Origin of the sequence: Cohnella soli (assembly GCF_042655525.1) — a bacterium.
Lineage (GTDB): Bacteria > Bacillota > Bacilli > Paenibacillales > Paenibacillaceae > Cohnella > Cohnella soli.
The window spans coordinates 787,640-813,789 of the sequence record NZ_JBHSMI010000028.1 but is presented as its reverse complement, the minus strand read 5'-3'; the positions used below and the strand labels follow the sequence as shown (position 1 = coordinate 813,789).

Below are 26,150 nucleotides of genomic sequence, written 5' to 3'. Positions count from 1 at the left end.
CGCCGGATTTGCGCCAGCGTCGGCTTGTAAGTGGGTTTTTCCCGCTTACAAGCCGGAAGCCCGCTTCGACAGAGCCTTAAACCATAAGCTGAGCCCTTATGTCGCGCCGTTCGACATGGGGGCTCAACTTTTTTGGCTAGACTGGACGTCTCGAATGAGATCATTATCGGCTCATAAATTCGAGCTCGGCGTTCACTTCTGGGGAAACGCTATCACCTGATCGATAATCCCGTACTGCAACGCTTCCTCTGCGTCCATGAAATAATCGCGATCGAGATCTTTTTCCACCCGTTCAACCGGCTGCCCCGTCCGCTCAGACGTGATACGGACGATTTTCTCCCGCATTTGTAAAATTCGTTTCGCGCTGATCGCGATATCGCTCGCCTGACCTTGCGCCCCACCGGACGGTTGGTGGATCATGATCTCGCTGTTCGGCAGAGCAAACCGTTTCCCTTTCTCCCCTGCTTGCAGAAGAAATGCGCCGAAAGACGCCGCAAACCCCATGCAAATCGTATGCACCGGCGGTTTGATGAACTGCATCGTGTCGTAGATTCCAAAACCCGCCGAGATCGAACCGCCGGGCGAATTGATATACATGCTGATCTCTTTCTCCGGGTCCTCCGCCGCGAGGAACAACAATTGAGCGATAATGCTGTTCGCCACCTGATCGTCGATCGCCGACCCGAGAAACACAATGCGGTCCTTCAACAGTCGCGAATAGATGTCGTATGATCTTTCTCCCCGGCTGGATTGCTCGACAACGTACGGTACGTAATTGCTCATTCGGCATAACCTCTTTCTTCGGTCGATTTTCACTTGCGACACGTAAACGAACGAACGCATTCCGAAGATACGGTCTGGGCGAACAATGCGAATTTACGCCGTCGGCGAAAAAGAATACACTAATAACAAATCATTAATTTCGAATCGCGTATCTTTCGGGCCTCATCATTCGTTTACGTCATGAGGATAAGACCCAATAAGTGCGAGTTCAATAAGCCCGATAAGGAGATCTGACCGATGACCGTACAGACCGTGTGGGAGAGCGCCGACGTTGAGCGGCTTGGGGCTTCGTTAAACCGCTATTGCTTGTCGTTGACGCGATCGACGTGGGAAGCTGAGGACTTGGCGCAGGAAACGTGGGCGAAGACGATGGGGTCGCCGCTCGGCAGCCGCCATGTTAATCAAGAAGCCTACATGCTGCGGATCGCAAAAAATATATGGATCGACCGTACGCGAAGAAGCGCCATTCTGAGCCGGATTATGAGCGCCCGCGGACGATCCGAAATGGCGACAATGCCGGACGATAGCGGCAGCGCGATCGAAGCCGCCTTCGAAGCGCTGCTTGTTGCGCTGCCCCCGCTTCAATTGGCGGTATTCCTGCTGCGGGACGTGTTCGGATTTTCCGGCGCTGAAACCGCGGATCGGCTTCGGACGACGGAAGGCGCCGTCAAGGCCGCGCTTCATCGTGCGCGCGGATCGCTTCCGCAAGTGCGAAAGGCGCTCGAAAGGGGCACAGCAGAGAACAGAGAAGAAGCGAAAGCGTTGCTGCGGGCGCTGGCTTCGGCTTACCGGGTCGGGGATATTGATGGATTGGTCGCGCTCGTTCACAATGACGCACTTGAGCCTTCGATGGCAATCGGATGGCTTCAGAACAATAGAGTCAAGCTCGCCTCGAACGCTCTCGGGCGTAGCAAGCATCGCACTTCTCAGATGTCTGCGAAGTCGCCCACCGCATTCGCCGCCTAAGCCAATTATCATGTATCCTACGACACGCAAAGTCCCCCAAACGGCCATGTGGCTCATTTGAGGGACTTTGCGTGCCGTGCTAACTCCCGCTCGAAGCGGGGGCCGCTGGCCGAGTTAATGCTCGCGACGCCTTAGTGCGGATATACGTTCTCGAACTCGATGCCGCATGGTCCGCCGTCCGGATTGGCCTCCAAGTCTACCGTCGTTCCGTCTTGGCGGTACAACGGGCGGTAAAATTCACCGATTTGCGTGGCCGACGAATTGGCGTAATGACAGATGAACGCCCTGCGGAAACGATCCTTCGTCTTGTTCCGGTAGGAGCCGTGGATCAAGTTGCCGTTAAAGAACAGCACATCGCCTTTGTCCATAACGACCGGCATTGCTTTCTCTTCTTTCGGCGGTTTCACGTAGTGCGTCGTGAACGATTCCTGCGAGTTGGCGAGATCCGGACAAACAATCTCGTAATCGCCTGTCTTCGGCACGACGAGCAGCCCGCCGTTCTCTTCGTCCGCCGTGTCGATCGCCGTCCAGGCGGCGATGCAGTTGCCTGGCTCGACTTTCAAATAGAAGTTGTCCTGATGCAGTGCCTGACCGCGTGAGCCCGGCGGCTTATAGTAGAACATACTCTGTGCGGCCAACGCATCTTCGCCGTACAGGTCGGCAAGTACGTTCATCACCGGCTCGTGAAGCATGTAGCGCTTCGCGGTCTCGTTGAAGCGATGGGGGTGCATGACGCGCGGATAACGCTTCAGCGGATCGTCCAAAGTCTCGCTAAGATCAGGTTCGAAATATCCGGGAACGGGAGCACGGCCGATCTCCTCGAAAACCTCTTCGATCGTCCGCACATCTTCCTCCGAAAACAATCCTTTGACGACCAAATACCCTTCATTTTCAAATTGACTGAGTTGTTCATTCGACAGCACTCTGGCCGTTGCTCCCATCGTCATTCCCCTTCACAAGTTCATATTTTCTTCTTGACGCTAGAATACGACTTTCGGTATGTTATGAGAAGTATCATTGCTGCTAAAAAGTACTGGTATTCTGCTATCAACTATGCAAGGAAGGGGGCGACGAGAACACGATGCAGCATCGATCGGACATCGAGCCGGGCACACCGGCGGATGCTGAAATTTTCGGCGGACACTATGACGAGGACGAGAGCTACGGCTACAAACGTCCGAATGGCATGAGCGATTGGCTGATTTTCTTTACGCTACAAGGCCGTGGTTTTATTCGGACACCTTCCGGCGAACAAACCATTGCGGAAGGCTCCGTCTGTCTGCTCAAGTCAGGCGTGCCCCACGAATACGGAACTACCCCCGGGGGACGCTGGGACTTCCTGTGGGCGCACTTTCGCAGACTACCGGAAACCGACTATTTGCCCGATGAAGAAGCGCTCGTTCATACGCTTCCCGAAGGTGAGCTTCGCGAACGTGTTAGACGAGATCTGCAGCAGTTGATCCAGGACTCCCGCGACCGAGGCAGCTTCTGGCGAGCGCTATGCGAGAACGCGATTCGCGATGTTGTCCTGCTCCTCGCCAGCCGCCTGGAGAGAAAGATCGATCCACGAATCGAGCACGCGATAAGGCTGCTGTCCCAATCCCTGCACGAAGAAATACGGGTCTCCGACATAGCCAGGGAAATCGGCTTGTCCGCCTCGCGGTTGTCGCATCTGTTTAAGCAGGAGACAGGCGAGTCCATCGTGGAACGCTATAACGGCATGAGGCTCCGGCAGGCCGCTCTGCTCATGGAACGCATGGGCAGATCAGCTACCGAAGCCTCATATGATGTCGGCTTTCGCAATTACAACCATTTCGCCGCGCTGTTCCGCCAAGCGTATGGCGTCAGCCCGCGAGCTTACAAGCAGCGGCGCTCTTCGCCACATTAGTTAGGACGCGATTGCTACGGCAAACGCGTCCCTCTCAATAACTGAACGCCAATCCTCGCCACTATACGATAACGTCCAGCTTCTCTCCTATGCCCTCATCCGATGGATTCCCGTCTCCATTCGGCGGCCCCGCCAGTTCCCTGCCTGCCCTTCGCGTAAGAACAATGACCCAGATACTGCACAAAAAATAACCGACGGTCAACACCAGCATATATACAGGTCCGTTTTCCGGGGCGCTATTGAGCTGAAAAGGCAACGCAAATAGCGACGCCGCGCCGATCGCAAACAAAATCGCCCAGCCGTTCTTCGCAGAGATGGCAAGCGAAAGCCTCCGTCGTTTAACCGCGGAAGAGCGGATTCCTCGGCAAATTCCGTAAAACATTGTCAGTTCTAGCGCCGTCGATAATCCCGCCAGCAACAACGTCGGCAGATCGGGTCTTTCTCCGTTCGTCAGCGAGAACGTCGCCTCCAGACCAAAGAACTGGAGCATGGATAGCGTCAACAGTCCGACAACCGCCCATCTGGCGATACCGAAATACCGTTTCCCTTCCTTAAGCTGGGACAATCCAACCAACACGAACACATACCCGAGCGCGTCGGGAAGCAGATCGAAGCCGCCCATACGAAAATCGAGCATCGCAAGGACGAGTCCCCATGCGATCCGGGAGTAAGCTTTCCTCATTCGGCTTGCCTCCTCTTCGCTCTCACGTAAGCCTTCATATCGGCTTCCGTCGGGTAAGGCAAGAAATTCGCGAAAATAAATTGCGTGCTTTTCCTTCCGTCCGGTTCTTCAAATCGTTGCTTGAGGAGCACATTATAGACATCGAGCGCGTGAGCAGTCCCATGGGGAATCAAAAATTCGTAATGCGTCGATAAAACATCGTTCGGCCGAAGCTCCAGCGGCAACGAACCAGCGATAGATTCGGTTCCTTTCAGAGACGCAGTTCCGTCATCTATGCCGAATCGGAATTCGCTTCCCAATTCGTCCAACCAGCGGGAAGACACGTCCGTCAACTTGGCCGCTTTCGTCATCCGGGTTGTCGCTTTGCCGGTATGGTCGCTGCTCGAACTCGTCGAACTGCCGGAAAACGGCGGCTCTTCGGTGATCCACGGTTCCCTGTAAGCTACGATCAATCCGATGTTCAGATGCGCTTGAGTGCCGTCGCTGAAGCCGACGTTGACAGCGTTTATCTCGAACGGCGCCTGCTCAGACGTCCCCTCTCCCGCTTCGATGTTTTCCACGTAACCCCGGAGCAAGTAAATCGTCTGATGGCTAAGCCGACTATGCACTTGTGCCGGATAGAAAAGCACCCCTGGCAACTCATCTATCCTGGCGCTGACCGGCTTTTTCTTATCATCCGAATTCGCAACGTAGAGCAGCTCGAATGAAGCTCCGCGCGCGTAATCCATCTCGATATGATGATTCAAGAAACCACCCTCGGGCAGTCGGTATTGACGATCAATGGCAATGTTTCCCGCCCAGCTCCCCACGATAAGCACGAATACGATCGCGTATACAATCTTCGCCCTCAAGTACCAATCCCTCCCATTCCTCATCCTATTTAACGAGGAAACGAGCGGATAGTCGCGCATTCACAGGAATAATTTTCTCGACCAAGTCGCGCGATACAATTGGGAAAAAATCCGCTGATCCATATGCTGCCGACATAGATTCTTCCGACAACGCAGTGAACGCGGGGACGATGCTGGCGGAATCGTTTGAGAAATTGTAGAAATCCGGCGACCATCGCGACGAAAGCGAAGAGGATATGCGCACGTGGGCAGGAATCATGCGAATGACGCTCCCTGTCTACGAATTAAACCGATAACCGGCGCCCCGTATCGTCTCGCTGTATTGCGGCTTGGCGGGGGCCGCTTCGACCTTCTCCCGTAGCTTGCCGATGAACACCGTTACCGTCGCGGTATCACCACGGCTTCAAGCCCTCATATCCGTTCGAACAATTTCTAAAAAAAGATAAAAAACACCCCCTGGCTCTGCCAACGGATCACCCGTAGGTTTACCGATGACAGGCCAAGGGGGCGTATGTTAGGTCAAATAATTGCAATAATCAGCCGCGGAACAAACCGCAGCCGGGGAGGGAAACGATTGGCTCCTGATCTATGCGCAGGCCGGGGCCGCCCGCTGCGTTTAATGCGACGTCCACGAGCCACTTCGTGAACGGAGCTACGTTCATCTGCTGCATATCCTCCAGACTGTAAAATCCAGCCGCGTCGACCTCGACATTGTCCGGCGTCGGCTCTCCTCCTGCGTAATCCATAGAGAATGCAATGTACACGTTATGTACTGCCCGAGGCAAATCCCGCAAAGCGACGACACCGCGAACGACCGCATCGACGCCGCATTCCTCCAGCACTTCCCGCCGCACCGTCTCTTCGATCTGTTCGAGCTGTTCGGCATATCCGCCTGGATTCGTCCAGTACCCTTTGCCCGGCTCCTGCGCTCTGCGAACGAGCAGCACTTTGCCTTCCTTCACGACGAGAGCGCCGACTCCGACGCTATACGAACCCCAATGCACGAAGCTGCACTCTGTACAAGCCCTTCTAGGTGTACCGTCGATTTCTCTCGTTTCCATTTTAGCGCCGCACGACGAACAATAATTGACTTCCACCGTCATCCACTCCGTTTCTATCGTCTAGTTGTCTATCTTTTTCTGTTAAGCTGCATTCCGTCTTCCTCGTCTTGCTACTGTTGGACAGAATGCCACGACTCGTGCGGAAGATGCTTCTCTTGACCCGGCTTCATATGAATGTCTGCCCCTTGAGCGTATGCCAGGGCGCTTACAGCAGCCTTGTCGTCGCCATGATGTGACCGAGTTTCCGGATTTTCGAACGAGGCCTTTATCTTGTCAAAATGAGGCAAAGCGGTGCTCGCCATACCAAGCGCCGCTTGGTTGCCGACATGCGCCTGAATGCTGAGCATCTGAGACGGAGACGGCGTCACGCCCAAAGCAGCCAAGGTGTGCGCCGGGTGTGCGTGGCCGGTATGCGAAGAAGATCGTTTCGTCTGCTCCGACTCCGATCCTCTGGCCTGTCTAGCGTTTCTCTCCGGCATGTTCATTCCCCCGATCATGTTCTGTCTACCTTTCATTTATACGCCGAATCAGGACAACAAGCAATCCGATTATTGGATAAGCCGAAGCAAAAAGAGAAAGGGACAAGCCACGGCCCGTCCCCTTCTCGTTCTATTATTCGCTTATCAATCCCGCTTTGATCAGCATTCGCCCAAGCAGTGCGGCCGTCTCTGCGCGAGTGAGCGGTTTATCCGGGAGGAGCCGATTTCCGTCTCCTTTCAACAACCCGTTTCCGATCGCCGCTCTGACCGCTTCTTTCGCCCAATCGGCAACCTGGTTGCCGTCCACATAGGCGGACAAGTCTACTGGCTCGCCGGTCGTGCTGGACGATCCTCCTTCAACAAACTGCAACGCTCGAACAATGGTCACGATCGCTTCTTGCCTTGTCACGATGCGACTAGGCCCGAATATCCCGTCCTTAAGACCTCCCATAATCCCGCTCGCCTGTACGGCATTAACTGCGCCGCTGTACCAGCTATCTTTCGCCACGTCGCTAAACCCTGAAGTATTTTGAATGGCTGGAAGCCCCAAAGCTCTTGCCACCAGTGCTGCCAGCTCTGCCCGGGTAATTGCCGTATCGGGAGAAAAGCGCTGTGCGTCGGTGCCGTTTACGATCATTCTGCCGGCCAATTCCACGATATCCGTCCGCGCCCAGTGGCTGCGAATGTCCGAGAATGTTGGTGTAACCGCAACAGGAACGTACACGCTGTTCGTCATGCTTCGCACGACCGCCGAACGATGTCCGTCGATAACTGTGAACTTCGTAGGCACTGGCCGTGCTCCGAGCTTCGGATCCCAGACAATAACCGTCGTCGCTTGACCGTCACCGATTGATGGCAAGTAGATGACCCTTTCCACGTAGCCATTGAAACGGGAGACTTCCTCGTCCTTATCTAACCAGACGTTAAATACGATCGGGGCTCCGGCCAACCGGAAGCCGGTTTTGCTCGAAGCTTCCGTCAACCCGGAAGTCAGTTCGCCAACCGCTTTACCGACCGCGATCTTGAGTCCCCCATCGCTTGCCTCATCTCCGATCTCCTTCAAAGGAAGACGATATTGTCCGAGATCAGTCGCCAAAATGAGTACGGATGCTTTGGCCTTGATCTGGCGAATCAGAGACACCGGAATGCGAAGCTCCGTTCGATCTGCATCGCTCGACACGGACACCGTAAACTCGCCTTTCACGTTCGGGGGCATGGATTCGAGCGCACGCGCAACTGCATCTGCATTCAGTAAAATGTCGATCGTCGACGATCCGTCTTTCTCGGTTCGTTTTTTGGAGACACCTGCGGCTTCTTTACCGTTAATCCATGTTTTGGCGGCAGCACTTTCCGGGGCCGCCGGGATCGGAAGCGCTTGGAACGTGACGAATACGGTTTGCGCCGCCACGATGCCGGATTCCTCGTCCTCTGCGGAATAGATGACCTTCTCTGCTGTAGCATCGGTAACCGTGAATTCCGCTTCGCCGTGCGCGTTCGTTACGCCGTTCACGGCAACGATGACGGAATGTCCTTGGTCGGCGTGGAGAATGATTCGTTTGCCCGCCAACGGATGCTCCCACTCGTCCACAAGCTTGACGTGAATGACAGCTTTTGTGCTCCCGTCCGCGTAGACGGTCGTTTTATCTACGGCCACCGTCGAACGCGATGCGCTGACTTCTCCAACAACGAAAGCAATTGTCGCCGTGTCCGTGATCCTATCGCTGCCTATTGTGGCGCTCACGGTTGCGGTGCCAACTGTTGTCGGAGACGTCAACGTTGCCTTGTATGTGCCGTTGCCGTTATCCGTCACTGTACCGACCGATCCCGCCGTCGACGTGATCGTCACGGCAGCACCACCGCTTGTTAATGCGTTGCCGTTTGCATCTTTTAGTTTTACGGTGATCGTTGATTGACTTGTTCCGTCTGCCGTCAAGGATGTATCTTCAACTGCTATCGTACTGGTTGCCTCAGAAGGCGCGCCCGGTACAAACTCTACAGATGTCGGCGTCGGCAGCGCTGTTCCGCCAACTTTAGCGCTCACCGTTGCGATGCCGGCTGTAGTCGGCGAAGTCAATGTAGCAATATACGTGCCGTTGCCGCTGTCCGTTACCGCGCTGACTATTCCCACCGTCGACGCAATCGTCACGGTGGCTCCTCCGATCGTTAATGCATTGCCGTTTGCATCTTTTAACTTTACGGTGATCGTTGTTTGGCTTGTTCCGTCTGCCGTTAAGGATGAATCATCAATTTCTATCGTGCTGGTTGCCGCCGAAGGCGCGCCCGGTACAAACTGCACAGAGGTTGTCGACTCCAGCTCGGTTCCACCGACCTTGGCGCTCACCGTTGCGATGCCGGCTGTAGTCGGCGACGTCAACGTCGCCTTGTATGTGCCGTTGCCGTTATCCGTCACTGTACCGACCGATCCCGTCGTCGAAGAGATCGTTACAGCAGCACCGCCGGTCGTTAATGCATTGCCGTTTGCATCTATTAACTTTACGGTAATCGTTGTTTGGCTTGTTCCATCCGCCGTCAAGAATGTATCATCGACCGCTATCGTGCTATTGGCCGCCGAAGGCGCGCCCGGCACAAACTCCACCGTTGTCGGCGACGCCAGCGCAGTTCCGCCGATTTTGGCGCTCACCGTTGCGGTGCCGACTGTAGTCGGAGACGTCAACGTCGCCTTGTATGTGCCGTTGCCGTTATCCGTCACTGTACCGACCGATCCCGTCGTCGAAGAGATCGTTACAGCAGCACCGCCGCTTGTTAATGCATTGCCGTTTGCATCTATTATTTTTACGGTGATCGTTGTTTGACTCGTTCCGTCTGCCGTTAATGATGTATCATCGACTGCTATCGTGCTGTTTGACGTCGAAGGCGCGCCCGGCACGAACTGCACAGATGTCGTCGATGTCAGCGCAATTCCGCCGACTTTGGCGCTCACCGTTGCAGTGCCAGCTGTAGTCGGCGACGTCAACGTCGCCTTGTATGTGCCGTTGACGTTATCCGTCACTGTACCGACCGTTCCGATTGTCGACGCGATCGTCACGGAAGCGCCACCGCTCGTTAATGCATTGCCGTTTGCATCCTTCAAGCTAACCGTTATCGTCGTCGAGCTGTTTCCGTTCGCTACTAGCGACGTGTCCAACGCAACAATCGTGCTTTGTGACGCTGACGGTGCCCCCGGCACAAACTCCACAGATGTCGTTGATGCCAGCGCAGTTCCGCCGACTTTGGCGCTCACCGTTGCGGTGCCAGCTATAGTCGGCGACGTCAACGTCGCCTTGTATGTGCCGTTGCCGTTATCCGTCACTGTACCGACCGATCCTGACGTCGACGCGATCGTCACGGCAGCACCGCCGCTCGTTAATGCATTGCCGTTCGCATCCATCAAGCTGACCGTTATCGTCGTCGAGCTTGTTCCGTTCGCCACCAGTGACGTGTCCAACGCAGCAATCGTGCTTTGTGACGCTGTTGCCGCGCCCGGCACGAACTGCACAGATGTCGTCGTCGCCAGCGCGATTCCGCCGACTTTGGCGCTCACCGTTGCTGTGCCGGCTGTAGTCGGCGACGTCAACGTCGCCTTGTATGTGCCGTTGCCGTTATCCGTCACCGTACCGACCGATCCCGAAGTCGACGCGATCGTCACGGCAGAACCGCCGCTCGTTAATGCATTGCCGTTCGCATCCTTCAAGCTGACCGTTATCGTCGTCGAGCTAGTGCCGTTCGCCACCAGCGACGTGTCCAACGCAGCAATCGTGCTTTGTGACGCTGTTGCCGCGCCCGGCACGAACTGAACAGATGTCGTTGACGCCAGCGCGATTCCGCCGACTTTGGCGCTCACCGTTGCTGTGCCGGCTGTAGTCGGCGACGTCAACGTCGCCTTGTATGTGCCGTTGCCGTTATCCGTCACCGTACCGACCGATCCCGAAGTCGACCCGATCGTCACGGCAGCACCGCCGCTCGTTAATGCATTGCCGTTCGCATCCTTCAAGCTAACCGTTATCGTCGTCGAGCTTGTTCCGTTCGCCTCAAGCGATGAATCCAGCGCAGCAATCGTACTCTGCGACGCTGACGGAGTCCCCGGCACGAACTGCACGGAAGCCGTCGATGTCAGTGGCACCCCGCCGACTGCAGCGCCCACCGTTGCGGTGCCGACTGCAGTCGACGACGTCAACATCGCCGTGTATGTGCCATTGTTGTTATCCGTTACCGGGCCAACGGTCCCCGCCGTCGACGAAATGGTTACTGCCGAGAGGCCGCTCGTTAAAGCATTTCCGTTCCCGTCCTTTAGCTTTACGGTGATCGTCGCCTGGCTTGCTCCATCCGCCGTCAAAGATGAGGCTGACGTAGCAATCGTACTGTTGGCCGCCGAAGGCGGTCCCGGCATGAATTGGACCGAAGTCGTCGCCGACATCGCAACGCCGCCGATGCTAGCGCCCACCGTCGCAGTTCCGGCTGTTGTTGGCGAAGTCAACGTCGCCGAATACGTACCGTTCCCGTTATCCGTCACGGCACCGACCGTGCCGGCCGTCGAAGTAATCACAACTGTCTCTCCGCCTGTCGTCAGCGCCGTTCCTTGGGCGTCCTTCGCTGTAACCGTTATCGTCGTCTGGCTCGATCCGTCGGCTACGATTGATGGGGCTGCCGCCGTAATCGCGCTCTCCAATGGCGACAACGAATAGTCCGGAATCATATACGTTCGGAATGATTGGTCATACCCGGCCGCGTCAGAACTCCCTCTCGGATATGGATCTCCGCCCAGGGTATACCATCCGACCCCGTTAGGCGAAGCTCCATCGGTGTATACTTTCATCCGATAGGTGTTGTTTCTTTTCAAATAAGGCGCAGACGACGAAAAATCGATCGCGACCCATCCAGTATCAGCCCCGTTCATCTGTGCGGAAGCAACTATCACGGAAGGATTGCTTAATGCGTACAACTCTACATGCAAAGCGCCGATCGCTCCATATGCACCGGCCAAATTCAGTTCAATCCGATCTAACGTTCCCGCATACGATGGAGTGAACGTTTGATTTCTGGGATACGTCTGGTTGGCAAAGACGTTTCCCGAACCATTTGCCTGCTCCTGATCCTTAACCGACGCTCCCGACGCCTGCGCGACTCCCCCGCCTAACGGCATTGCCGCCATAATGACCATCAGCGCCAACAACACCGTCAACCCGCTTCTAATTTTTTTCAAACTTATCATCATTGAGCCCCCATTCATGCTAATTGATCTTCTCGCCTCTTGACTGCCGCGACAGAACGTGGCATTGATAGAATGACGGTGTGCTTCCTACACGAAGTACGTTCCAACTCCGACAGCGATCGCCGCCACCAAAAAAATAGCAAAATACCATTTGGTGAACCGCCAGTTCAATCCCGGCCCGTCCCACCAAATTTTTCCGTATATGATGGCACCAAGAATCAATATCGCAAAAAAACCTCCTATAGCGTTATCCATGAAGATTCTCCTATTCTTTCGAAGTCCAATGCCGCTACTACCGTAAATAAAATAAGGTAAATCTATCTTTTTCTCCATACCTCCAAAGGAGTATCTTCTATGAATGCAACAACTTCCGCCGATAATGTAATCACTTTGCGAACAATGATGACACAGCGCGGAGGCATGAACCCGGAAAACTTTATTCCGCTTGCCCGGTCCCTCGCTGCATCCGTCGAGCACGCGCATCGACAAAGTTCGGCACTCCTCGACCTGCGACCGGAGGGGATTGGCGTACGTTCGGACGGTCAGGAGCTTTTCCTTGTACGCGACGCCGCAACAGCTTCCTCACCGGAGCTGAGCCTTCCTTATTGCGCACCCGAGAACACGGGAAGAATGCAGCGACAGGCGGACAAGCGCAGCGATCTGTATTCGCTAGGCGTCGTGTTCTACGAAATGCTAAGCGGACGCCTTCCTTTTCAAGCCGAAACACCCCTCGAATGGGTATATGCACACTTGGCGCAAAATCCGCTCCCGCTTGCAGATGGAACGGCCCGGTTGCCGGACGGTATGGCATCCATTGTCATGAAGCTGCTGGAGAAAAATCCGGACAATCGCTACCAGAACGCGGGCTCTCTGATCGCCGACCTGGATAAAATCGGCCGGACTCGCGATACGTTTGTGCCTGAACCGGTTTTCCACGGCCGCGAAACCGAAATGGAGACGCTGACGCAAATTTTCTATTCCGTTCGCTTTGGCGCGACAGAAATGGCCTATGTCTCCGGAGAAGCCGGTATCGGCAAAACAAGCCTAGTCGAAGCGTTGTTCCGTGACGGCCGTCATGCAGGAAGCTGCTACTATATTTCCGGTAAGTTCGAACAGTTGTCGAAGGATAGCCCGTACTTGCCGATCATTCAGGCGTTCCGCGGACTTCTACGCCATCTGCTCGGAGAACGGGCTGAACGAACCGCACAGGTAAGAACGAAGCTGCGGGAAGCGCTGGGCGCGAACGCGGACGTTATTGCTTCGATCATTCCCGAAGCCGGCATGTTGCTTGGCGACTTGCCCCCGGCGCAAGAACTTCCCGCGAACGAATCGCAGAAACGATTTACTTACGTATTCCGCAAATTCGTGCAGGCGCTGGCGTCCAAAGACCGGCCGCTCGTGCTGTTCATAGATGATCTGCATTGGGCGAATCCGTCTACTATCCAACTCATCGATGCGCTTCTGCGCGACCCCGAATGCCAATATTTGATGATCATCTGCGCCTATCGGGCGTCCGAGATGAACAACTCCATCTTGCCGGGTTACGAAGGGGACGGCAGCGTGACGGATCAGGCGATTGTCCGCCATCTTCATCTGCTGCCGCTGGACTCCGAACCTCTTCATCGAATCGCCATGGCGACGCTCGGCACGGATGCCGACACGGCATGGTCGTTGACGGAATCGCTGCGTCATCAGGCCGGCGGAAATCCTTTTCATTACAAACAAATTCTGCTTCGTCTGCGGGACGATCGCGTGCTCGATTACGATCCGGACAAACGCGGCTGGCAATGGAATTTCGGTCAATGGCTGAAACTTGACGAGAACTATGCCGTGCAGGAATTAATCGAGCGCCGGTTAACCCGTCTCTCCGACAACGCTCGTGAATTGCTGGAGGCGGCTTCCAGCGTCGGGAGCGTGTTTTCTCCCCTCCTGATTGAAAAGGTATCGAAAGCGGAACGAGCGGAAGCCGCTTGGGCCGCCATGGAGGCGGAAGGTCTGATCGTTCCCGATGAGACAAATCAGTACCGGTTCGCCCACGACCATATACAGAAAATGATCTATGGACGAATCGAGCCAGAGAATAGAATCTCCTTGCACCATCGTATCGGTCTACGCATGGAGGAAGCCGCGGACGGTCGTGAATACTCCGTCTACGATATCGTCAGCCATCTGAATCAAGGCGCTGCACGTATTACGGACGAACGCTACTCGCTGCGTCTCGTTCACATGAACCTCGAAGCGGGAAATCAGGCCAAAGCCGCCTCCGCCGCCGACATTGCTTTAGGCTTCTTCGCTAAAGGGCTGGAACTGCTCGGAGAGGAACGAGGGCAACGGGAGTTTTCTTTGCGCTTCGAGTTGCTCGCGAACAAAGCGGAATGCGAATATTTGTGCGGCAATATCGCCCAATCCCTTAAGGAAATATCCACCTTGCTTTCCCTTGCCCGCAATCCTTTGGAACGCGGCCGGGTACAACTTATTCGCATCATGCAGCACATCAATCAAGGCAAATATTTGGAAGGAACCGCTCTTGGACTGGAAAGCCTGAAAGAGCTCCGCGTTCACATCGAGCCCAACCCGGGAAATGTGACGCTATTCCTGGAAGGCATTCGCGCCGAGCGACTGCTGAGAAGCCGTTATGACCGGCTCGAGCATCTGCCCCCTATGTCGGACGAAGAGCGCATCGCTGCGATGAACTTGATTTTCGCAATCGTTCCCTCTACCTTTTTCACGGATAAGAACGTGTTTTTCCTGCTTGTCTGCAGGGCGATACAACTTTCGTTGAAGCATGGAAATTCGCAGGTATCCGCGGCTTTCTATACGTCATACGGCATGCTTCTAGGCTTGGCTATGGGCAAATTCGAAAAAGGCTACGCTCTGGGCAAAGTCGGCTTGGAAATGTCCGAGCGCGATCATGTGAACGCCGTCGTCAGCAAAACCCACACCATGTTCGGGGGAGTGCTGTGCCAATTCGCAGGCGATGCCCGAGACGGGGACGTCTATTTGCAAAAAGCGCTTCGTTCCGGCTTGGAGGCCGGAGATTACGTCTTTGCCAGCTACGCCATGGGCGCGCACGTCAACTCCTTGTATACGAGAGCGAAGCTGAGCGAGCTGGAGAGAACAATCGCCGATTACATGTCCGTGCTGGAGACGACGAACGACGAGTTCGTGAAATTGAACTTTTTCTTGTACTTGCAGGTGATTGCCGCCCTAAGAGGACGAACGAAAACGCAGGAATCGTTCAGCGGCGAAGGCTTCGACGAAGAGGCGTTCCTGACGCACGTTCGGAACGAAGAAACGTCCGATACGACGTTATTCCAATTTTGCACTTACAAAACGCAGCTGCATTACTTGCTCGGCAACGACGAAGAGGCGGCTCGTTGGGCGCATCAAGCTTCGGATTACGAGACGTACTCGACTCATCTTCCGCATTGGCCCGAATGTTCATTTTACGAATCGCTCGCTCTGGCTGCTATCGCCGCGCGCGGAAAGGGAGGCCCGCATGAACGGAAGAGGCTCTCTCGGAACTTGCGCCGTTACCGGCGGTGGGCGGCATGGAGCCCCGCGAATTTCCAGGCCCGGCTATGTCTGATCGAAGCGGAGCTCGCTCTCTCGAAAGGAGAACAAGGAGTAGCGGAAGAGAAGTACGATAAAGCGATTCGGGAAGCGCGGGAGCACGACGACACGCGGACTCTCGCCCTAGCCAACGAACTTGCGGCTAAACACTATTTGGCTTGCGGCCAGAGGAACACAGCCGCCCATTATTTGCAGTCGGCCATCGTAGCTTACGCGAGTTGGGAAATCCCCATTAAAGTAAAGCGATTGAAAGCTCAACTGCGACAATCGACAGAACAAGACGGGGGAATGTCGGAGAATGCACCTTCGAATGACAAAGCAAGTGGCATGGATTCCGAACCAGTGCATGGAAATGCGCCGATTTCATCGGACAGCATGGATCTCGCCGAGATATTACGCTCGATGCGGGCGATGACGAATCGGATGAACATGGATACAGTGCTAGCGGAAATCATGGGCACGATGATGAAGTATGCCGGGGCGAGCAAAGGCGCGATACTGACGGGAAACGGCGAAGTGCTGCACGTTCAGGCTTATGCGGATACCGAGAATCGCGGCGCTGTTCCCGCGGCCGGGTCGACCGATGGAGTATTGCTGCCGGAAGGACTCATCCGCTATGTTTTCCGGACAGGCGAAGAGATTCTTTACTCCGGAGAGGAAGATAGCTGGCTTATTCACAATCCGTATGTGGCGGCCAATCGCCCCCAATCTGCTCTGTGTATCCCCGTTGCCGTACACGGCACGATGCTCGGCGTGCTTTACTTGGAAAATAAGTCAGCAAGAGGCATATTCTCCTCCGAGAGAGTCGCGGTACTGCTAGAACTCGCTTCGCAAGGACTTCTTCTACGCGTCCTGCAAAATGCTTCCGAGCCTTCCCCGGCTTCGTCTGACTCGGCCTACTTAGAAGAAGCTGCGACGGCCCTCGCCGAGATGGACGAGCCGCTGACGGACAGGGAGCTGGAAGTGCTAGCTTTGCTTGCCGCGGGACTGTCCAATAAGGAAATCGCGGATCGTCTCATCATCGCCATCGGAACCGTGAAAGTGCATGTCAAAAATATTTTCGCAAAATTAAAGGTTAACCGCCGCACGAAAGCGATCGCTCAAGCCAAGGAACTGCAACTGATCGAATAGCGCAGAACCTCCGACTCCTTCGTCGGTGCACTGCCGAGCACATGCGCGCAACGAAGAAGGGACAAGCCATCGGCTGTCCCTTTTTCGTTGTATTATTCGTTTATCAATCCCGCTTTAATCAGCATTCTTCGTAGGAGCATGACCGTCTCTGCTCGGGTGAGCGGTTTACTCAGCAGCAATTGTTTCTTGTTGCCGATCAGCACCCCTTCGCGAATCGCCGTATTTGCTGCTTCGATCGCCCAAGCGGCTACTTGGCTGCCATCTTTATAAGCCGACAGCTCGGTAGGCGAACTCGTGCCGCTTCGAAGAGCTTCCCCTTTCACGTACCTGAATGCCCGAACGATCGTCACGACCGCTTCCTGACGCGTCACGATGCGATTCGGCGCAAAGGTACCGTCGGCAAAGCCATTCATGATGCCGGCCGCTTGAACCGCTGCGACAGCGTCTTTGTACCAACTGGATTCCCCGACGTCGGAGAACGTTGGCGCAGGTTTGCCTGTCGGCAACGCCAATGCCCGCGCGATCAGTGCGGCGAGCTCTCCTCTGGTCACGTTAACGTCTGGAGCGAACCGGTCCGTCGGAACGCCGTATACGATCAATCGGCTTGCCAGATCGGTAATCTCGCGAGCGGCCCAGTGGTGCTCGATGTCCGAGAAATGAACCGTTGCCTGGACCGGTGCGTACAAGCCGTCCCAACGGCCTTGAATGACAGCTGCGCTGCGCCCGTCTACCTTCTTGAACAATGTTGGGAGCGGACGCGGCCCAAGCTTCGAATCCCAGAGGACGACAGTTGTCGCAGACTTCGCAGAATCCGCAGGCAAATACATAATCCGTTCCGCATCGTCGCCAAGTCCGTTTCTTTCGACATCTCGGCCACTGCTATCCTTTACGCTCACACCAAAGTAAACCGGATCTCCTGCCAGCACCACATCGCCGGTAAGCCAGGCATCGTGCAACTCTCGTAACTGCTTCTTGTCCGCCGTGCCAATCTCGATATCAACCTCGCCTGTATGTCCATCGTTCGGATGTTCGCTCTCTAGTGCAGATAGAGGCAACCGGTATTGACCAAGCGCGGTCAACAATGTAATTGAGTCCGTTTTTTCCTTGATTCGCCTCAGTATCGCAAGCGGGACACGAAGCACGACTCGTTCGGCGTCGCTTGCCATCCCTACCGAGTAGTCGGAGCGTCCGGTCGCCGGCAACGCGCCAAGCGCGACACTCGTTGAATCGGCATCCAAAACAATCTCGATTATCTTCGTTCCGTCAGCTCCATTTTTCCGTTTCGCCAAGCCTTGAAACTCTTTGCCGTTGATTGAGGTAAGGAGCTTCTCTCCCTCGTCTGACGAGGCCGGCGGCGTAACAGGCGGCGACGTTGGGACGCTTCTGAACGTCACATCGACTGTCTCTTCCATTGTTGATTCACTCGATTGTTCCATCGCGTAATAGGTCACCGTCTCGGCCGTTGTGTTACTTACTTTGAACCTTGCGATGCCATCCGAATCTGTGATGTCGTTAACCGCAACGATGACGGAATCGCCGGATTCGGCGCCGATGCGCACCCGCTTCCCGGACAAGACGCGACCGAAGCTGTCGACCAACGCAACGGAAATCGTCGCTTTATCGTTGCCGTCCGCATCAACAATCGTCTTGTCTGCGGTCACGGTGGACAAGTCAGCGTCCGGATTACCCGGCGTGAACGCCACAGTAACCGGTACTGCAAGAAGCATTCCGTTGACTTTGGCGCTCAGCGTTGTGCTGCCTACCGTCGTAGGCGCGGTCAACTCCGCCTTATAGGTTCCGTTTCCGTTGTCCGTCACCGAGCTTAACGTTCCCTCCGGCGTCGACTGCAATATCTCTACCGTGTCTCCGCCTACGGTCAATGAGTTGCCCTGAGCATCCTTCAGCCGGACCGTAATCGTCGTACGACTCGTTCCATTCGCCTTCAAGGACGTTGAACCTGCTGTGATCGTGCTTTTCACCGCCGAAGCAGCTCCCGGCACAAACCAAACCTCTACCATAGAAGGAATATCCTCGCCGTTTACGGTCGCTGTTAACGTCGCGCTTCCTACTGTAGTCGGCGAAGTTAACATCGCCGTATACGTACCGTCGTTATTATCCGTCACCGCACCGAGTGTTCCTCCCCCCGTCTTCGAAATGGTCACCGAATCCCCGCCGCTCGTCAACGGATCACCTTGCTCGTCGTTGACACTTACTGTGATCTCCGTTTGGCTCGTACCATCCGCCGTCAGCGACAGTGTCGCGGCTACCATCGTACTATCCAATGCGGAAGCGGCCCCCGCAGCAGATGACGTATTCCCTGTCTGCAACGTACCAAGAAACATCGCCAGAGCGAGAACAATTGCCAATCCCGTCCTGCTTTTCTTCAAACCTCTCATTCCGTTCCCTCCGACTTGTCGCACATATTTCCTCTTACTCCCGAAGCCGATAATGTCATTAATAGCAATGGTTATCGCTGTTACTAAAATAGAGTAAACCTATCGGTTTCTCCATACCTCCAAAGGAGTATCTTGCATGGCGATATCTGTGCTGGAATCGGCAAAAAAGCCCGCAAACCGCGATCTCTCGCGGTTTGCGGGCTTTTTGCATTCCTTGTCTGCTTATTGAGCCTTGGATTGCCAGTATCGGCGCACCTGCCGGCCTACAGCTGGATTTCCCGGCCAAGCTCGGCGGATTCATAGATCGCGCACAAAATTTTGATCATGTCGACGCCATGCTCCGGCGTAATCGTCGACGTCTCGCGGCCGAGTACGCATGCGATGAAATGCTGAATGTTCGCCGTATGCTGCGGGAGAGCAGCGGCAGAGAACTGGGGCTGCTGATCGAACAACACGCCTTTGTCTTCGCCGAAAATGCTCAGCTTGTCGTTCACGAGGCTGAAGCCGCCTTCCGTGCCTCTCCACTCGAGGAATTTCTTCTCTTCCTCGACGTTGGACGCCCAACTGAATTCGATTTGAAGCGATGCGCCGTTATCGAAGCGAATGAAACCCGCAGCCAAATCTTCGACGTCAAACGTGCCGGCCGGCACCGCTCCGGATGTATCCGGACGATCCGCGAACTTGCGATACGTCGAGCCGCTGACCGTGACCGGTTTCGGATTGCCGGCCAGCCACATTGCCATGTCGATCATATGAACGCCAAGATCGATCAACGGTCCGCCGCCGGACAATTCCTTCGTCGTGAACCATCCGCCGCGTCCCGGAATGCCCCGGCGACGAATCCATCCGCAGCGCCCCATATACAGATCGCCCATGCGGCCTTCGCCGATCGCACGTTTGATGTACTGCGCCTCCGGCGTAAACCGGTTGTTGCGCATCGTCATGAGCAGCTTGCCGGATTCGGCCGCCGCGTCCGCCATCTTCTGCGCCTCGACCGGATTTACCGCGTCCGGCTTCTCGCAGAAAACGTGCTTGCCTTTGCGTAGCGCCGCAATTGCAATCTCGGAATGGTACAAGTTCGGTGTGCTGATGCCGACAATATCGATCGACGGATCGTCAAGAAGATCCTTATAATCGTCGTACACTTTCGCATCCGGAAAATCTTTCGCCGCCGCTTCGGCAGAAACCTTAAATGCGTCACAGAACGCAACGATCTCCACTTCGCTGCTCGACAGCCATCCCGGCAAATGCGCGTGTTTGAAGATGCCGCCGGTTCCGATAACCCCTACTTTAAGCGTCATGCTTGGTTCCCCTTTATCGTCTCAAGTGGTTGCGCGTTGCCGTAACGCGGATATTCGCGATCGACCGGAGCCGCCCATTTTACCGCATTGTCGATGACTTTGCGCACTTCAGGATTGAAGTACGTCGGATAAGTCTCGTGGCCTGGACGGAAGTAGAAAATTTTGCCCATGCCGCGCGTATAGCAGCAGCCGCTCCGGAATACTTCGCCGCCTTCAAACCAGCTCACCATGACGAGCTCGTCCGGTTGCGGAATATCGAAATGCTCGCCGTACATTTCCTCTTGCGGCAGTTCGATATACTCGCCAAGGCCGTCCGCGATCGGGTGACCCGGGTTCACGATCCAAATGCGCTCTTTCTCGTCCGCTTCGCGCCATTTCAGATCGCAAGAGGTTCCCATCAGTTTTTTGAATATTTTCGAGAAGTGGCCCGAATGCAACACGATCAACCCCATGCCTCTCAGCACGCGCTGTTGAACCCGCTCCACAATGTCGTCACTCACTTCGCCATGTGCCATATGACCCCACCAGATGAGAACGTCGGTGCCGTTCAATACCTCTTCGGTCAATCCGTGCTCCGGCTCATCGAGAGTTGCCGTCCGTACTGTGCCCGTCACGTTCAGCCCGTCGGCGATTGCTTTATGCATTCCTTCCGGATATACGGAAGCGACTTTCGCATTCGTTTTCTCGTGTCTGTGTTCGTTCCAAATCGTTACGTTGATCGTACGTTCCATCGATAACGCTCCTTTAAGTTGGTTTCCTCCCCATTGTATGCGAGACAACGTTTCCAATCGATAGCCGATTCGATCGAAAACTTACGGTATTCTGTCATCGTATACATCCTGACGAACAGTTATGTTAAGATATCGTTACGCGATCCTGTCGCGAATGACGTTATCCCGGAGGCATGCGATGTTCCCTGATATGCGCCACGAGCAAGTTGTCTACCAGAATCCTTTTCTCGCGATGCGGATATGGCAACTCGAGTCTAAAGAATGGGCCGCAGACGAAGTTCGCCGAAAAAAGGAACAGGAATGGCGTTTGCAAAAATATACCGACTTCGGCTGGCACTACCACGAAGAAGTCGAGTTTCTATACATTATCGAGGGGGAACTAACGTGTTTCCTTCGAGAGGAACAATTTGCCCTCCGCGACGGAGATGTCGCCGTCTTCGGCTCTTCCGAACCACATCTGACGGCACAGACGAGAAATGGTGCGTTAAGCTACATCGTGTTCCAGATCAACCTGGACAAATACTGGGATGTCAGCACGCTCGGCAGTATGCAGCACTTCTCGGAAGTCGTCCGCCCGCTAAGTTCTCTGAACTATATCTACCGCGAAAATGAAGAAGCCAATCGCAGGACCGCCGAGCTTATCCGCGAAATTTTCGAGGAAATGAATGATTCGCAAATCGGTTACGAGCTCGCCGTCTCGTCGCGGATCAAAAATATTTTGCTGCTGCTGCTCAGAAATGATTCAAGGAAGCTGCTCAACTACAACGACAACTTGCTGATCGCTCGTCTGATGCCGGCGGTCGACTACGTCGAAGCGAATTTAAGCGAGAAGCTGGCCATATCCGACATCTGCCCGAAAGTGAATATGAGCTACACGCATTTCATCAAAACGTTCAAAAAAGCGTTCGGCATGACGTTCACTGACTTCGTCGTCTACAAACGAATCAAAAAAGCCGAGCAGTTGCTGCTGACAAGCGACTCCAGCATCGCCGAAGTGGCCGAATCGGTCGGCGTCTCTAATCTCGGCCACTTCTACGATTTGTTCCGGCGCCAGAACGGCTGCTCCCCGAAGCAATACAAAGACCGGCTCAGGGAGCCGGTCAGGAGGGAGTGATTTGCTGGGGCCGTTCGGCCCCTCGACTGAAGTGCCGCAAGATGAGAAACCTCGCGCTCGGCGAAGTGATATCCCATGTTGTTCACATTTTCTCGCTCGGTGATCTGCAATACTATCTGGAGTTTATCAAGTTTATCTGGAGTTGCAGTCCAATGATTCAATCTGCTTCTCATCAAGCCCGGTAACTTCGCAAATGATGGTAACAGCAACGCCCTTCTGAAGCATTCTCAGCGCTGTCGATTTTAGGGCTTCTATCTTGCCTTCTTCTCTGCCTTCCGCTTTGCCTTCTTCCCTGCCTTCCGCTTTCGCATCCTCCAGCCAACTCGCCCGATCGTGCAGCGCTCTCTCCCGAATCGCATACAATCTTCGCGTTTCCTCGTCGCTTGCCAAGTAGCTTAGCCGCGCCTCCGCTTCTCTGATCGTCTCATCCATCTTCATTAACTCCTCCATTTGTTCGGATGTCGTGCGATGATCTAGAAACCTTAGCCAACGATGCAACGGATCATGTATGTCAAACACAACCTGCTGGAATTTCGGGCATTCAATAAAATGGAGCTCCAGAATGTCTGTCAATAAATAGTCCCGCTCTTCATCTTCGTACAAATGGAACGTGTTGTGGTATTTACTCAGCGGCAAATATTCATGATCCAGGATGTTAATCCCAATCGTCCGCTTCAGAAAAGCATACGGCTGCCCGCGGTTAATCTGTCCGGTCATCATGCTCGCCAAGTAATACAGACTGCGATAGTCCATCCGCGCGAATCGGCGCACCTGCATTTCGACATTGACCTGTTCCTCTCCGTCGACTTTGCATAAAATATCGAGCACAACTTCCTTGTCTTCGATCAATTCTCGTCCCAGTCGCGTATCATCGACAACGGTTACGTCCGTAATCGCCTGCTTTCCCCCGCGCCGCAGCACAGCGTTCAGCAAGCTAATAAGCAACTGCTTGCCTGCTTCCTCCCCGAACAGTCGCCCGAACAAGAAGTCGTTTTTCGGATTCAGCCTCTCTACAGGCATACGTTCAGTTGCCCACCTGTTAAGTTCCATTCCTTTGCCTCCCATTATAACATAGCGCCCCTGCTCTACAGTCGCCAGAAACGCAAAAAAGCACGCGCCGCTTCGTCCCCCTGCACAGGGAAAATGAAGTGTGCGCGTGCTTCGCGACATGTTATCTTTGATGTCACGATAATACCTTAAAATGGATGTGTTTGTAAACCCTCGCAACCATGATCACCAGGGCGATCACCTACGATAAGCACGGGATAAGCTTAGCGTCATGGTGACACAATCCCGGGTAGTCGGAAAATATGCGAAGTCGTATAATGATTAGGAGCACTTTACCAGAACTGGGGGCTTACGCGAATGGGAAGTGAAAATATTGTCCTGACCAAGGCGGGAATGATGGACAGGCTGATGGAGACTTGCGAAGAGGAACTAAGCGGCGCTACGTTGATACAAATTATTCGAGAAGCATACGGTGTCGATCTGGAGTCGATTTCCGACCTACCGACAACGCCGCGACCCGCACTTGATGCGTTTCTGAAGACGAGCGGCGGCAGATCTTCCGGGGCAGAAGCTCGCCGGGCGATCAATGCGCTGCTGGGCGTTAACCTGGATGCCTTATCCGCATTGGACGGGGCGCGTCTGTCGATTCACTCCAAGGGGAGATGGATGATCCGGGGTGAACGGGACTTATTTGAAATTCATACCGGATCAGGCGACATCGACGTGCGAATTGCGCCGACCGGCTATTATGCCGAGCAGACCGGTTCCGGCAAAGTTCCGCCGGAACTGGTGGAGGCATTGGTTGCATTAGGATATCGTTACGAAGCTGACTCGGGGGAATGTTATTTCGCCCATCCTGCCGGCGAAGCCGTGCCGGATGCCTTCAAAGGACAAACGATAGCGGCTGTATTGAAAGTCACCCGGACTTCCTGCTCTCACCTGTAAATCGCTTGCAAAATCAGAAATTTGCAGTTGTAACGAATCGGGTAGTAGTGTCACACGGATGCTGGTTCGTCAGGCCCAAAGATAGCATTCCTGCAAATGTGCAGGCTTTGCGACTCGATTCGGCTGCAACGGTGAAAATATCTGCGAATGTGCAGGAATACAACGGAGAAACGTAAAGAAATGGCCCTTTGTACGAGTAAACCTGCACTTTTGCAGGCTTTGGGCGCGAGGGGCCGGATAGGGATGAAAAAAACTGCAGATTTGCAGGAAAACGAGAAATTCCGGGAACCACCAGCGTCACCCGGGCATCAGGAATCACCGGTGCCACCCGGATGTTATTTCCCGAATGAGGAAAGGAATTTCACGCGATCTCCCATCGGAGGCGCATTGTTGTCCTTCAGCATGACTTCGAGAATCGCCGGTCCGGGTGCGCTTGTCAGCCGGCGGATCGTATCACGGTTAATATCATCCAATCCGCTGACTTTGAAGCTCGGAATGCCCATGGCCGCGGCCATCCCGGAGATGTCGACGGCCTCCTGCTCGAAGGTCGGATGCGTCCTCTTGAATTGCAGGGAATGCCCGTGATACACCATTCCCAGCCGGGCATTGTTGATAATGACAAACAGAATCGGCAGCCCTTTTTCCTTCGCCGTCAAAATTTCCATGCCGTGCATGAAGAAGCAGCCGTCCCCCGTTATGCATACGACGGGGCGTTCGGGTTCCGCCAGCTTGGAGCCAATCGCGGCTCCGATCCCGCTGCCCATCGCCCCGAAGTGGACGTTAATGCTATAGGAATCATAATCGAGAACATTCATGTAATGAATCACGTAAGACATAAACTCCCCGATATCGACCGTATATCGGGTATCGGCTGGCAGTTGCCGTTGAAGGCTCAACAAAACGTTCTGCGTATTGTACTCTCCATCGCCAGAGCCGGCTGCGGAGGCAGCGGAGGAGGAAGCGGAGGAGGTAGCTGCGAGTTCCCTCTTCCAGCCTGCAAATGCCGTGGCGTCCCTCGTCACTCCCAACACTCTCAATTCCTCAATCAGCATCAGAAGGCTTAATTGAATATCGCCCAGAACGGGAAAGTCGATCTCATACTTCCGGTTGAATACGGTCTGGTCGAAATCAAGCTGGATCGTGAACCGACCTTTCGTTAATCCCGGATTGTAATTGTTCGTGGCCGTTTCGCCGAGGCTTGATCCAACGATCAACAACGCTTGTCCATCACCATCGGAGATAAGCGCCGATGCGGTCTCGTGTCCGGCGAATCCGAATACACCGGCCAAGAGCGGGTGGCTTTCCGGAATATACCCTTTGGCCTGCGGTGTCGTCACGATCGGCCAATTCAGAAGTTCCGCAAGCTCGAGCAAGGAATCAACCGCGCCTCTAACCCCCTGTCCGACGAGAATGCAGCCGTTCTTCTTATCCGCCAACGCCTTGGCCGCAGATTGAATCGTCTCCAGGTCAGGAATCAGCGGCTTTCTGTCCGGCAACAACGGAATGTCCGGATGGCCGACGTCAGCATGCTGCACATCGATCGGAATAGCCACATGTACGGGACCCGGCACTCCGGATATGGCAATTTGGCATGCCTTGACGACTTCATGGAGCAGTTCCTTCGCATCCTTGACGATAACGCTGTATTTCGTAACGGGACGAAACACCGGAGCGAGGTCCAGCTCCTGAGATGCGTTTAAGCCCATCGTGTTCACGGGAACGGCGCCGGTTAAGAACAAAATCGGCAGATGCTCGCGCATCGCGTTGGCCGCCCCCGTCACCAGGTTCGTCCCCCCCGGTCCGCTGCAGCCGATACTCACGCTCATTCGCCCGGAATATTTCGCATAAGCAGCCGCCATGTAAGAGGCTGCTCCTTCGTGTTTCGTTACGACCGCATCAATCTCCGGCAAATCGTACAGTTCGTCGAAAAAGGCGTTTACCGACCCTGCAGGAATGCCGAAAATACGCTTGACGCCGCTGCCTTTCAGAAATTCCAGTACCGCACGTGCCGCCCTCATGTGACGCCCCCCTT

The 26,150-nt window shown here is 54.7% G+C and carries 19 protein-coding genes and 1 pseudogene; 5 read left to right on the top strand and 15 right to left on the bottom strand.

The window, feature by feature from the left end; all coding sequences use genetic code 11:
- Nucleotides 1-192: 192 nt before the first annotated feature.
- The gene (gene clpP, locus ACFPOF_RS19420; RefSeq protein WP_378135634.1) at nt 193-783 is read right to left on the bottom strand and encodes an ATP-dependent Clp endopeptidase proteolytic subunit ClpP; all 591 of its coding nucleotides are present in this window, start codon (nt 781-783) and stop codon (nt 193-195) included.
- A 237-nt stretch (nt 784-1,020) separates the two neighbouring features.
- Between clpP and ACFPOF_RS19415 the strand changes: the two genes are divergently transcribed.
- Complete coding sequence (locus ACFPOF_RS19415) at nt 1,021-1,749, top strand: RNA polymerase sigma factor (RefSeq protein ID WP_378135632.1); 729 nt, start codon at nt 1,021-1,023, stop codon at nt 1,747-1,749.
- Nucleotides 1,750-1,880: 131 nt separating this feature from the next.
- Here the strand turns inward: ACFPOF_RS19415 and ACFPOF_RS19410 are convergent, their stop codons facing one another.
- Entirely contained in the window at nt 1,881-2,690 is an 810-nt protein-coding gene (locus ACFPOF_RS19410) for a phytanoyl-CoA dioxygenase family protein (RefSeq protein ID WP_378135630.1), read from the bottom strand.
- 140 nt (nt 2,691-2,830) lie between these two features.
- Between ACFPOF_RS19410 and ACFPOF_RS19405 the strand changes: the two genes are divergently transcribed.
- Nucleotides 2,831-3,637, top strand: coding sequence for a helix-turn-helix domain-containing protein (locus tag ACFPOF_RS19405; RefSeq protein WP_378135628.1), 807 nt, complete (start codon nt 2,831-2,833; stop codon nt 3,635-3,637).
- 61 nt (nt 3,638-3,698) lie between these two features.
- Here the strand turns inward: ACFPOF_RS19405 and ACFPOF_RS19400 are convergent, their stop codons facing one another.
- The 8 genes and pseudogenes from ACFPOF_RS19400 to ACFPOF_RS19365 all read right to left on the bottom strand — a co-directional run bounded on the left by ACFPOF_RS19400 (nt 3,699) and on the right by ACFPOF_RS19365 (nt 12,174).
- Entirely contained in the window at nt 3,699-4,319 is a 621-nt protein-coding gene (locus tag ACFPOF_RS19400; RefSeq protein WP_378135626.1) for a hypothetical protein, read from the bottom strand.
- Entirely contained in the window at nt 4,316-5,170 is an 855-nt protein-coding gene (locus tag ACFPOF_RS19395) for a hypothetical protein (RefSeq protein ID WP_378135624.1), read from the bottom strand. Before ACFPOF_RS19395 ends, ACFPOF_RS19400 begins: the two co-directional genes overlap by 4 nt.
- A 29-nt stretch (nt 5,171-5,199) precedes the next feature.
- A complete protein-coding gene (locus ACFPOF_RS19390; RefSeq protein WP_378136058.1) occupies nt 5,200-5,406 on the bottom strand; it encodes a DUF2306 domain-containing protein in 207 nt (68 codons plus the stop codon).
- Nucleotides 5,407-5,447: 41 nt separating this feature from the next.
- Nucleotides 5,448-5,555, bottom strand: a pseudogene (locus ACFPOF_RS19385) (winged helix-turn-helix domain-containing protein); the annotation flags it as partial.
- A gap of 151 nt (nt 5,556-5,706) precedes the next feature.
- On the bottom strand, nt 5,707-6,273 hold the full coding sequence (locus ACFPOF_RS19380) for an NUDIX domain-containing protein (protein ID WP_378135622.1): 567 nt from the start codon (nt 6,271-6,273) through the stop codon (nt 5,707-5,709).
- A 68-nt stretch (nt 6,274-6,341) separates the two neighbouring features.
- Entirely contained in the window at nt 6,342-6,710 is a 369-nt protein-coding gene (locus ACFPOF_RS19375; RefSeq protein ID WP_378135620.1) for a hypothetical protein, read from the bottom strand.
- Between the two features lie 133 nt (nt 6,711-6,843).
- Nucleotides 6,844-11,919 carry an invasin domain 3-containing protein gene (locus tag ACFPOF_RS19370; protein WP_378135618.1) on the bottom strand — a complete coding sequence of 1,692 codons (5,076 nt, stop codon included), beginning with the start codon at nt 11,917-11,919 and terminating at the stop codon, nt 6,844-6,846.
- 87 nt (nt 11,920-12,006) lie between these two features.
- Entirely contained in the window at nt 12,007-12,174 is a 168-nt protein-coding gene (locus tag ACFPOF_RS19365) for a hypothetical protein (RefSeq protein WP_378135616.1), read from the bottom strand.
- A gap of 99 nt (nt 12,175-12,273) precedes the next feature.
- On the opposite strand from ACFPOF_RS19365, the gene ACFPOF_RS19360 reads away from it, so the two are divergent.
- Entirely contained in the window at nt 12,274-16,623 is a 4,350-nt protein-coding gene (locus ACFPOF_RS19360) for an AAA family ATPase (RefSeq protein ID WP_378135614.1), read from the top strand.
- A gap of 92 nt (nt 16,624-16,715) precedes the next feature.
- Here the strand turns inward: ACFPOF_RS19360 and ACFPOF_RS19355 are convergent, their stop codons facing one another.
- The 3 genes from ACFPOF_RS19355 to ACFPOF_RS19345 all read right to left on the bottom strand — a co-directional run bounded on the left by ACFPOF_RS19355 (nt 16,716) and on the right by ACFPOF_RS19345 (nt 21,051).
- A complete protein-coding gene (locus ACFPOF_RS19355; RefSeq protein WP_378135612.1) occupies nt 16,716-19,019 on the bottom strand; it encodes an invasin domain 3-containing protein in 2,304 nt (767 codons plus the stop codon).
- Nucleotides 19,020-19,282: 263 nt separating this feature from the next.
- On the bottom strand, nt 19,283-20,320 hold the full coding sequence (locus ACFPOF_RS19350; RefSeq protein WP_378135610.1) for a Gfo/Idh/MocA family protein: 1,038 nt from the start codon (nt 20,318-20,320) through the stop codon (nt 19,283-19,285).
- Entirely contained in the window at nt 20,317-21,051 is a 735-nt protein-coding gene (locus ACFPOF_RS19345) for a ThuA domain-containing protein (RefSeq protein ID WP_378135608.1), read from the bottom strand. Before ACFPOF_RS19345 ends, ACFPOF_RS19350 begins: the two co-directional genes overlap by 4 nt.
- Before the next feature lie 178 nt (nt 21,052-21,229).
- On the opposite strand from ACFPOF_RS19345, the gene ACFPOF_RS19340 reads away from it, so the two are divergent.
- Nucleotides 21,230-22,165, top strand: coding sequence for an AraC family transcriptional regulator (locus ACFPOF_RS19340; RefSeq protein WP_378135606.1), 936 nt, complete (start codon nt 21,230-21,232; stop codon nt 22,163-22,165).
- Nucleotides 22,166-22,297: 132 nt separating this feature from the next.
- On the opposite strand, the gene ACFPOF_RS19335 is transcribed toward ACFPOF_RS19340, so the two are convergent.
- Nucleotides 22,298-23,215 carry an Rpn family recombination-promoting nuclease/putative transposase gene (locus tag ACFPOF_RS19335; RefSeq protein ID WP_378135604.1) on the bottom strand — a complete coding sequence of 306 codons (918 nt, stop codon included), beginning with the start codon at nt 23,213-23,215 and terminating at the stop codon, nt 22,298-22,300.
- Between the two features lie 315 nt (nt 23,216-23,530).
- Between ACFPOF_RS19335 and ACFPOF_RS19330 the strand changes: the two genes are divergently transcribed.
- A complete protein-coding gene (locus ACFPOF_RS19330) occupies nt 23,531-24,118 on the top strand; it encodes a hypothetical protein (protein WP_378135603.1) in 588 nt (195 codons plus the stop codon).
- A gap of 335 nt (nt 24,119-24,453) precedes the next feature.
- Here the strand turns inward: ACFPOF_RS19330 and ACFPOF_RS19325 are convergent, their stop codons facing one another.
- Nucleotides 24,454-26,136: a thiamine pyrophosphate-binding protein gene (locus tag ACFPOF_RS19325; protein ID WP_378135601.1), complete on the bottom strand. Its 1,683-nt coding sequence runs from the start codon at nt 26,134-26,136 to the stop codon at nt 24,454-24,456.
- Nucleotides 26,137-26,150: the final 14 nt, after the last annotated feature.

Bases quoted from the DNA above. Each gene is read 5' to 3' on its own strand.
- clpP (WP_378135634.1), bottom strand. From the start codon at position 783: ATGAGCAATTACGTACCGTACGTTGTCGAGCAATCCAGCCGGGGAGAA.
- ACFPOF_RS19345 (WP_378135608.1), bottom strand. From the start codon at position 21,051: ATGGAACGTACGATCAACGTAACGATTTGGAACGAACACAGACACGAG.
- ACFPOF_RS19370 (WP_378135618.1), bottom strand. From the start codon at position 11,919: ATGATAAGTTTGAAAAAAATTAGAAGCGGGTTGACGGTGTTGTTGGCG.
- ACFPOF_RS19350 (WP_378135610.1), bottom strand. From the start codon at position 20,320: ATGACGCTTAAAGTAGGGGTTATCGGAACCGGCGGCATCTTCAAACAC.
- ACFPOF_RS19330 (WP_378135603.1), top strand. From the start codon at position 23,531: ATGGGAAGTGAAAATATTGTCCTGACCAAGGCGGGAATGATGGACAGG.
- ACFPOF_RS19405 (WP_378135628.1), top strand. From the start codon at position 2,831: ATGCAGCATCGATCGGACATCGAGCCGGGCACACCGGCGGATGCTGAA.
- ACFPOF_RS19415 (WP_378135632.1), top strand. From the start codon at position 1,021: ATGACCGTACAGACCGTGTGGGAGAGCGCCGACGTTGAGCGGCTTGGG.
- ACFPOF_RS19365 (WP_378135616.1), bottom strand. From the start codon at position 12,174: ATGGATAACGCTATAGGAGGTTTTTTTGCGATATTGATTCTTGGTGCC.
- ACFPOF_RS19360 (WP_378135614.1), top strand. From the start codon at position 12,274: ATGAATGCAACAACTTCCGCCGATAATGTAATCACTTTGCGAACAATG.
- ACFPOF_RS19400 (WP_378135626.1), bottom strand. From the start codon at position 4,319: ATGAGGAAAGCTTACTCCCGGATCGCATGGGGACTCGTCCTTGCGATG.
- ACFPOF_RS19325 (WP_378135601.1), bottom strand. From the start codon at position 26,136: ATGAGGGCGGCACGTGCGGTACTGGAATTTCTGAAAGGCAGCGGCGTC.
- ACFPOF_RS19380 (WP_378135622.1), bottom strand. From the start codon at position 6,273: ATGACGGTGGAAGTCAATTATTGTTCGTCGTGCGGCGCTAAAATGGAA.
- ACFPOF_RS19355 (WP_378135612.1), bottom strand. From the start codon at position 19,019: ATGAGAGGTTTGAAGAAAAGCAGGACGGGATTGGCAATTGTTCTCGCT.
- ACFPOF_RS19335 (WP_378135604.1), bottom strand. From the start codon at position 23,215: ATGGAACTTAACAGGTGGGCAACTGAACGTATGCCTGTAGAGAGGCTG.
- ACFPOF_RS19340 (WP_378135606.1), top strand. From the start codon at position 21,230: ATGTTCCCTGATATGCGCCACGAGCAAGTTGTCTACCAGAATCCTTTT.
- ACFPOF_RS19410 (WP_378135630.1), bottom strand. From the start codon at position 2,690: ATGGGAGCAACGGCCAGAGTGCTGTCGAATGAACAACTCAGTCAATTT.
- ACFPOF_RS19375 (WP_378135620.1), bottom strand. From the start codon at position 6,710: ATGCCGGAGAGAAACGCTAGACAGGCCAGAGGATCGGAGTCGGAGCAG.